Origin of the sequence: Coprococcus intestinihominis, assembly GCF_040096555.1 — a bacterium.
GTDB lineage: Bacteria > Bacillota > Clostridia > Lachnospirales > Lachnospiraceae > Coprococcus_A > Coprococcus_A intestinihominis.
Genome location: NZ_JBBMEK010000142.1, coordinates 1 through 8,392 on the forward strand (window position 1 = coordinate 1; position 8,392 = coordinate 8,392).

Sequence of the window (8,392 nt, forward strand, 5' to 3'; positions counted from 1 at the left end):
GCCCTGCATGGAACAGCCTTTTTCTTTTGCATAAATAATATAATCAATAATCTCCCGGGTAATCATTTCCCCCGGCGCCAGAATCGGAATTCCCGGCGGATAGCACATAACAAACTCACTGAAGATCATTCCTTCTGTTTCACGGATCGGCACGGATTTCTTCTCGCCGTAAAAAGCGGTTTGCGGTGATACGCAAACTGTCGGCTTGATATACTCCGCATTTGGCATCTGCTCCGGATTCTTCGCATAAAGGCGCTTGATGTCCGCTAAAGCCCCCACCAGCCGCTCAATGTCCTGTATTCTGTCACCAATCGAGATATACGCCAGAATATTGGCAATGTCACCCAATTCAATCTGGATATCATATTCATCTCGTAAAAGATCATAAACTTCAATACCGGCCAGTCCAATATCTCTTGTATACACTGACAGCTTCGTCACATCAAAATCATAAATGCTGCCGCCATTAATCATATCCTTGCCATAGGCATAAAATCCACCGATGGAATTAATCTCTTCTCTGGCATATTCTGCCATACGGCTTACTTTCTCAAAAGATTCCTTTCCCCGGAGAGCCAGATTTCTCCTGGAAATATCAAGGCTTGAAATCAGCAAATAGGAAGCACTGGTTGTCTGAGTCAGATTGATAATCTGACTGACATACTCCCAATTAACATTCTTTCCTGTCAACAGCAAAGAACTCTGCGTCAGACTGCCGCCGGATTTATGCATGGAAACAGATGCCATATCCGCTCCGGCGTCCATGGCACAGACCGGCAGATTCTCTCCAAAATATAAATGCGTACCGTGGGCCTCATCCACCAATACAAGCATCTTATGTGCATGAGCCACTTGAACAATTGTACGCAAATCCGAGCAAATCCCATAATAAGTCGGATTGTTCACCAGTACTGCGACAGCTTCCGGATTCTCTTTGATTGCTTTCTCCACTTCAGCAACCTGCATCCCGAGGGATATTCCCAACTTATTATCCACTTCCGGATTCACATAAACCGGAATCGCACCACATAACACCAGAGCATTGATCACACTCTTATGCACGTTTCTGGGCAAAATAATTTTGTCGCCGGCCTTGCAACAGGAAAGTACCATGCTTTGCACAGAAGATGTTGTTCCGCCAACCATAAAAAAAGCATGGGCGGCACGAAAAGCCTCTGCTGCAAGTTCTTCTGCTTCCTTGATCACTGATACCGGATGACAGAGATTATCCAACGGCTTCATGGAATTGACGTCCAGGCTGACACATTTCTCTCCCAGAAGTTCCACCAATTCCGGATTTCCTCTTCCCCTTTTATGTCCCGGCACATCAAAAGGGACTACTCTTCTTCGCTTTAAGCGCTCCAATGCTTCATACACCGGTGCATGCATCTGTTTATTTCTGTTCATTTCATCACTCCATAACACAAAAAAAGACAGGCAAAACTCACCTGTCTTTCATGTCTTATTCATATTCTTAGTGCTATATGCTATACCCTGTCTATTCACTCTCATATCTACGAAAAATATTTCCAGAGCCTATCGTTGGTACTCCTACCAGCAAATATTTGCATGAAAACAATCTTCGCTTCATGTTGTGTATAGTATAACATGAAGATTTTCAAATGACAAGACGCAATATTACATTTTTAACTGTGCTTACTGCTTTATTATTGTGTTATAGCATACTGCATTATTATTTTATATCATACTGTCCTATCAGGCGCTGTGTCTCAGCCTTCATCTGATCAACCACAGCTTCCGGTCCCAAAATCCTGACACTTTCACCCAGTGAAAATACCCAGCCCAGAAACTGCCTGCTGACACGGACATCCACACTGACGTTGAAATGATCCTCATCCACAGGAATCATCATAACATCTTTGCCGAAGCGGTCAATGATAACGCCTGCCAGGCCATTGCTCACCTGCAGCTTCACCGTTTCCTCTTCACCACCAAACATGCCGAAACTTTTTCTGGCATAATCAGCCATATCCAGTTTCTTAAAATGTTCTCTGCCCTCCCGGGTCTCATTGGAAAGCGCGATCCTCAGCATCTTGTCAACTCTGAAATGCTTGATCAGACCTGCCTCAGAATCAAATCCCACCAGATAATAGTTCTCATCATCCCAGGATAATCCCCAGGGACTGATATGATACCAGGCCCCGCCATGACGCAGTTGGGGTTCCTTCTTCACATTCCACTGAAAATACTGAAACCGAATCTTCTTGTTCTCCGAAATCGCATTATGAATGGCATCCACGGTGTAGTAAATACTCTCATTCATGGCCTTGATTCTTCCGGATACATAGACCTGACGCTGCAATTTCTGGGCATCATACTCACTGACCATTGTTTCCAGCTTCTTGATCAGACTGTTAGATTTCTTCTCCGTGATGAACTTGGAAGACTGAATGGCATCCACCAGAAGTTTAAGTTCCGGCAATTCAAAGGGTCTGTTGACCACATGATAGCGATAACGATTGCCATCCTGTTCCCCTTCCACCTCTATGCCCAGTATCTCCAAATCCCTCAGGTCATTGTAAAGACTCTTTCTGTCTGCCGTAATATCATACTCTGCAAGGGTCTCCTTGATCTCCGGCATGGTGATATAATGCTCTTCATCCGTTTTCTTCATCATAATCTGCGCAAGTCTGTATAACTTGAACTTCTGGTTCGTTCCCTTTGGCATATGTAGTTTCTCCCATCTTCTGCTGATCATAGGCAATCGCCGCCCTGCAAACGCACACTGTCTGCTTATTTGCCAAATGTGTTGCTGTTCTTGGCTGCTGCCTTTGCACTCATGGTATTCGCTGCCTCAAAAAGTGATGATGTCGGTGCAACCGGACACATCAGGACCCTGCCTGTTCCTCTGTAAACATTCACAAGGCCTTCGCCGCTGACAGCCGAGCCAACCAGCGTCTTTGTTGTTCTCTCCACTGTAAAATCAAGATTCGATGACCAGCAGACTGCCAGATTGCCGTCAATTTTCAGCTCATCATTTTCCAGAACAACTTCGATCAACTCTTCCTCCGGCACATTGCTCTCAAGTGCAGCCACACCATCTCCCTGAAGACTGAGATTAAACAGGCCTTCACCGCCGAGAACTGCGGATGAGATATTCTTTCTTGCAACCACTTTATTCTTCACATTGGCATCACAAGCAAGAAACATGCCGTCCTCTATGGTCATGCCTGTTGCACCCCATTTTGCCATATCCACCAGAATAATATACTTATACGTCGGTTCCAGCACCAGACAGCCTTCTCCCACATATTCAGGCTTCACGGCTGTTTCCTTTGTCACGGCCCCTTTGATGGCCTTTCCGAACAAATCGCCGATTCCCTTGACGCCGGACGTTGCCTCAACATGACCACCCATCCACTGCATTGCTCCTGCCTGGATAATGGCTGAATGATTCTTGTCAATATCAATGACAACCTGTCTTCTTCTCACATTCATCTTGCTCATAAAATATTCATTCATGGCATTCATCGGTGATACGCTGGCATCCTGTATATACTCCAACACATGAAAATTGCCGATGGATTTGATAAATTTTCTGTTGTCATTCTGTAAATTTTCAATTCGCATAAAAAGTCCCCCTTATTACGGCCTACTGCTTTTCTTCATTCACGACCGCTCTATGGTTCTATTATAATCTAAAGACGCCGTCAGTAAAACCCTTTTAGCAGTGAAATAACATATGCTAATTCACCGGATTCACTAACGGCGTCCTCTATGGTCTCAAAAAGTGCTGACATAACAATATCCCCGTCAACGACGAGGATATCTTCGATACTGGCATGCAGTAATCGACTTAATATAAGAAAATTGTCGAGACTCGGCAAAGACTTGCCGGATATCCATTTGTAAACAGCCTGAGGATTCTCAAATCCCATAGCCCCCTGGACATCTCTGACGGTGTAGCCATTCTTCATCATCAGCTTCCGAATCTGTGCACCGGTCTCTTCCTGTTGGATTGATAAATATATTGGCTGCATATGTATATCTCCTCATTCATCTCCATCCCAAAACACGCTTCTATTGTATCACCATATGTGGGTAAAGTCCATCCTGAACCGTGTAATATTTTCGTTTTCTGCCCTTGATTTGTATGCTGTCTGCTGTTATCTCACACGGCAGATACCACACCTCCACACCGGCCGCCATCGCTTCTGATAATGCCTGTCCAAATGCCGGATGCGTTGTCATGTTCGGTCGTACAACCATCACCCCTGGCATGGCGATCACGAAGGCCAGTATACAGTGATACCCCTGTTTCACGGCATGCATCAGTTCATGCAAATGCCGGACTGCCCGTTCACTGGGTGCATCCGGGAAATATCCGATACCGTCAATTTCCAGTGTACATCCCTTTACTTCCATCAGATATTTCTCATCCTGCTTCTCCATATAAAAATCCAGGCGGGAATCACCGTATTTATATTCCGGCTTAATAAAAGTGTAATCTCTCCCTGCCAGCCACTCACCAACGACTTTATTCGGGGCCTGACTGTCAATATTCACCCACCCCAAAGATTCTTTATACACACTGATCAAATCATATTTTGTTTTTCTATTCGGATTATCTGAACAAGTCAGCGTTACCCTGGCTCCGGGAAATAGCAGTTCCTTCATACGTCCCGTGTTTTTCACATGAACCGTTTCCTGTACTCCCCCAATCAGCACTTCCGCTGTAAAACGATTATTGCGGACAACGAATTCGCCTTCCGTTACATTTGTATATTTCATAAGTTACATTCCCATATTCATCACATAAAACAATACAACAATTTGTATCCTTTTAAAATCAAATGTGCATCTTTTCTATCATACACTCATGTTTTTTATTCTCCTTATTATAATTAATTCCTACAAGCAAAATTGCCCCTGTATAATTTCTAATAGCATTTGGATACTTCTTGTCCTTTATCTGCTGTAAAGCACTCTTGGCACTCTTATTCCACTTCAATTCTACAATAAGTGCCGGATAATCATTCTTATATTCCGGTTTGGGAATAAATACAAAATCTGCAAATCCTCTGCCCGTAGGCAATTCTCTCACTGGCTTAAAATAATATTGCATTGCACTGAGATAAGCAACTGCCAATACACTGCTGAGCGAATTTTCATTATTATATTGAATCGCTGAAACATACTCTTCATGTATCTTTTCTATCTGTTCAGCAACTGATGTTCCATCCATATCTAAAGTTGCGTCCAATAACCGTTCCGATTCCCACTGAAAAACCATCAACTCATTCCATTGTTTTCTTCTTGTTGCCCGAAGCAGCTCCTGCCGTATTTCTTCATTCGGTACAAATGCCATTTTGGAGTCCGCAGAATATGCCAAATACCCCATGTGAATCAAGTATGTGAGGACATCGTCTTTATTTACAATATTCGATATGTCATTTTGAAATGAGGCAACATCCACATCAACCGATGCCCCCGACAACATTTCAATAATAGATGTCCTTAATCCATCAAAATCCATATTGATCAATGGTACAATTGAATCATATGAAGCGGTTGCTGACCAGTAGCTTTGAAAATTTCCATCGATCATCGTATTTACGACTGCATTAGGATTATAAACCTGATATGCCCCCAACTGATAGCCATCATACCAACGTTTCACTTCCGTAAAGTCTTTATTGTACACTCTGCAAAGTTCTTTTACTTCATTTTCTGTAAAACCAATATAAGAAGCCAACGGTCCTGCATTCAACATTGAATACTCACGAAAATTATTCAGTGCAGATTGTGTTCGTTCCTTCTTAATTGGCAAAATACCTGTAAGATATGCCAACTGAATATACTTTGTTGGCTCTATTCCTTTAAACATACTTCTAAGAAACCGAATATAGTCATCCTGTACTTTCTTATTCGCTGCTTCATCTCGAATCAACACATCCCATTCATCAATAATAATGACAAATTTCTGCCCTGTTTTATTTCTTACACGTGAAAGAGCATCCGGTAAGGATAACACCTCTGAAGGCAAAATATCAGGATAAACATCTTTCAACTCATCCAATACTATTTTTGTAATATACCCAACAAGTTTATCCTTATCGTCGCAATTCGTCAAAAACCACTGAATATCAATATGGATAACATCATACTTATTCAGATGCCTTTTAAAATCTGGTGTTTTACCTATATCCAATTTTGAAAACATCTCTTCTGATGATGCACCTTTACTATAATACGCTGCAAGCATATTTGCAGCATATGATTTTCCAAACCGACGTGGACGGCTGTTGCAAATATATGCATCTGTCGAATCCAATATATTATTCATACATGCAATCAATCCCGTTTTGTCTACATAAATTCTGGAATTCAGTGCTGCCTGAAAGGCACTGTTATCCGGATTAACAAATCTTCCCATTATGACACCTCCCCAAAAAATATTCCCATATTCATTACATAAAACAATACAACAACCTGCATCAGCAAAATCAACGGCACCCCAACTGTAAAATAAGCTTTCTTCGTCTTATGGTGAAATCCATACATGCCAATCAACGCACCTACCGAACCACCGATAAATGCCAATCCCAGCAATGTCACAATTCGCACTCTCTGCCTATTGGACTTCGCATTCATCTTATCCACACCAAATACAATGATTGTCAGTATATTCACTACTGCTAGATAGATCAGCAAAATTCTATGCTGCATCAAATAATCCCAGAAATCAATATGAATCTGATCCCCATGATAGCCTTTCACTATCAGCAATAGAATAGCCTGAATAACCAACATGCAAAGTGTAAACACCCTTGACATCATATTCTCTTTGACTGCTTTTCTGTCAAAAAGAATAATCATGAGCAAAATTCCTGCCGAACCGCCAAGTAAGACTATGAACATGCAGAGTTTCTCAAACCAGTCTCTTGTCTGATGCTTATAGACTAAAACCTTGATACCGTAAATCACCAAAGCAATGATATTAATGATAAGTAAGTATCGGTCAAATATATTCAAATTCATCAATATAATACCTCGTTTTGTCAATGGGTTGAGAATTTTACCTTGTACTTGTTATCCACAATAAATTTATAATATACATTCCCGTTAAGTTTATATCCGTCCTCAATAATGTATTCATGTCAAGCTACGCATGATAATAACGATTCCTCTTTTTTAGAGAAACCTTGTAACTTTATTATAATTTAATTGTACGTACAAAACAACCCTCTGTCACGTAAACTAATTTTCAGCAATTTGTGCGCTTTTTAATTGCCATCTCTCTATGACTATTCATCCAAAAATCCATATACTCATCAAACAAATTAAACAGCATATTTCCTGAACAAACCGGAAGCAATGCATCTGACTCTCCCAATGGTACATGTCGATACAAATCATCTGCCTTCGTCAGCACCAGGCACGGAATGACATCATATTCTGATTTTCTGACAATCTCATGTTATCCGGTTCTTCTTAAACTCAATATACACTATAGCATTAGTATACCATAAGAATTAGGCAAATAGGGCCTTTATTCTTACAAAATGACCATTACAAACGACTTTTCAATCATTTGTAATGGCCCGCTGCTTATACAAAGGATAACTCCTCTTCTTCTTTCTCTCCCTTCTCATTCACTGTATAACTCACCAGGCTTTTCTTGCTCAGCTTACATAATGTTCCATTCGTAGTTACCATCACAACTTTCGCATTGGCCTGATCGTCAATCTTGTCGTAGATTCTTCCGGCACTCATGCTTTCTCCAATCATTGTATACGGACTGTTGGCAACATAACCTATCTTCCCCATACCTTTAAGTTTCACTTGAATAGCCTCAGGATCATATTTATTATCCGGCTCTTTTTCCAACTGAATCTTCATGTCGCTTTTTAAAAAATCTGATCCGTAATAATGCCTCGTCCCTGTTAATGTGAAATAAATCTTTGCCATTTTAATCTTCTCCTTTCCCACGGTTATTCTATTTCCTTTTTATTTCTGTAACTCGCAAAAGCAATGACAATGCCAATAACAATAAGAATTCCTAATAAGACAGGCTGCGTAAACAACCAGCACATTAATAAAATCCCTGCAATATAAAGGATACCTTCTGCAATCATACCAAATCCTGAAAAATCTCCTCTACAAGCTGCTGCAAATGACAACACCAAAAATAAGACTACTGCTGTTAGCATTAACATAAACTCATCCTCCGTTTCTCTAAATAGGTTGTTTTTCGTCTTTCATTAATTAGAGTATACGTCACTAGATGGGGTATAAAAATACCAGCCATCTCCAGCTGGTATTTATTTTCTATACACCTATCTCTATGCCAGTTGTGACATGCTCCCACCACTTAAATCACAGATTTTGAAGTGGGGGCTTCTTGCTCAATGGCTCTACTGAGCCAAGT

General features: G+C 41.2%; 9 protein-coding genes. All 9 read right to left on the reverse strand.

Annotated elements, in window-relative coordinates:
- The coding region (locus WMO25_RS11130; RefSeq protein WP_349085376.1) for an aminotransferase class I/II-fold pyridoxal phosphate-dependent enzyme at nt 1–1,407 on the reverse strand (1,407 nt) is incomplete at its 3' end.
- Nucleotides 1,408–1,693: 286 nt separating this feature from the next.
- Nucleotides 1,694–2,689, reverse strand: a complete 996-nt coding sequence (locus WMO25_RS11135; protein ID WP_349085382.1) for a helix-turn-helix transcriptional regulator — start codon at nt 2,687–2,689, stop codon at nt 1,694–1,696.
- A 65-nt stretch (nt 2,690–2,754) separates the two neighbouring features.
- Nucleotides 2,755–3,591, reverse strand: coding sequence for an AIM24 family protein (locus WMO25_RS11140; RefSeq protein ID WP_227081832.1), 837 nt, complete (start codon nt 3,589–3,591; stop codon nt 2,755–2,757).
- Between the two features lie 80 nt (nt 3,592–3,671).
- Complete coding sequence (locus WMO25_RS11145) at nt 3,672–4,001, reverse strand: helix-turn-helix domain-containing protein (protein WP_015512843.1); 330 nt, start codon at nt 3,999–4,001, stop codon at nt 3,672–3,674.
- 40 nt (nt 4,002–4,041) lie between these two features.
- A complete protein-coding gene (sfsA, locus tag WMO25_RS11150; RefSeq protein ID WP_349085377.1) occupies nt 4,042–4,752 on the reverse strand; it encodes a DNA/RNA nuclease SfsA in 711 nt (236 codons plus the stop codon).
- Between the two features lie 58 nt (nt 4,753–4,810).
- A complete protein-coding gene (locus tag WMO25_RS11155) occupies nt 4,811–6,397 on the reverse strand; it encodes an AAA family ATPase (RefSeq protein ID WP_349085378.1) in 1,587 nt (528 codons plus the stop codon).
- Nucleotides 6,397–7,002, reverse strand: a complete 606-nt coding sequence (locus tag WMO25_RS11160) for a DUF1294 domain-containing protein (RefSeq protein WP_215691108.1) — start codon at nt 7,000–7,002, stop codon at nt 6,397–6,399. Before WMO25_RS11160 ends, WMO25_RS11155 begins: the two co-directional genes overlap by 1 nt.
- 570 nt (nt 7,003–7,572) lie before the next feature.
- Nucleotides 7,573–7,932 carry an HIRAN domain-containing protein gene (locus tag WMO25_RS11165; protein WP_349085379.1) on the reverse strand — a complete coding sequence of 120 codons (360 nt, stop codon included), beginning with the start codon at nt 7,930–7,932 and terminating at the stop codon, nt 7,573–7,575.
- A gap of 23 nt (nt 7,933–7,955) precedes the next feature.
- Complete coding sequence (locus tag WMO25_RS11170; protein WP_349085380.1) at nt 7,956–8,180, reverse strand: hypothetical protein; 225 nt, start codon at nt 8,178–8,180, stop codon at nt 7,956–7,958.
- Nucleotides 8,181–8,392: the final 212 nt, after the last annotated feature.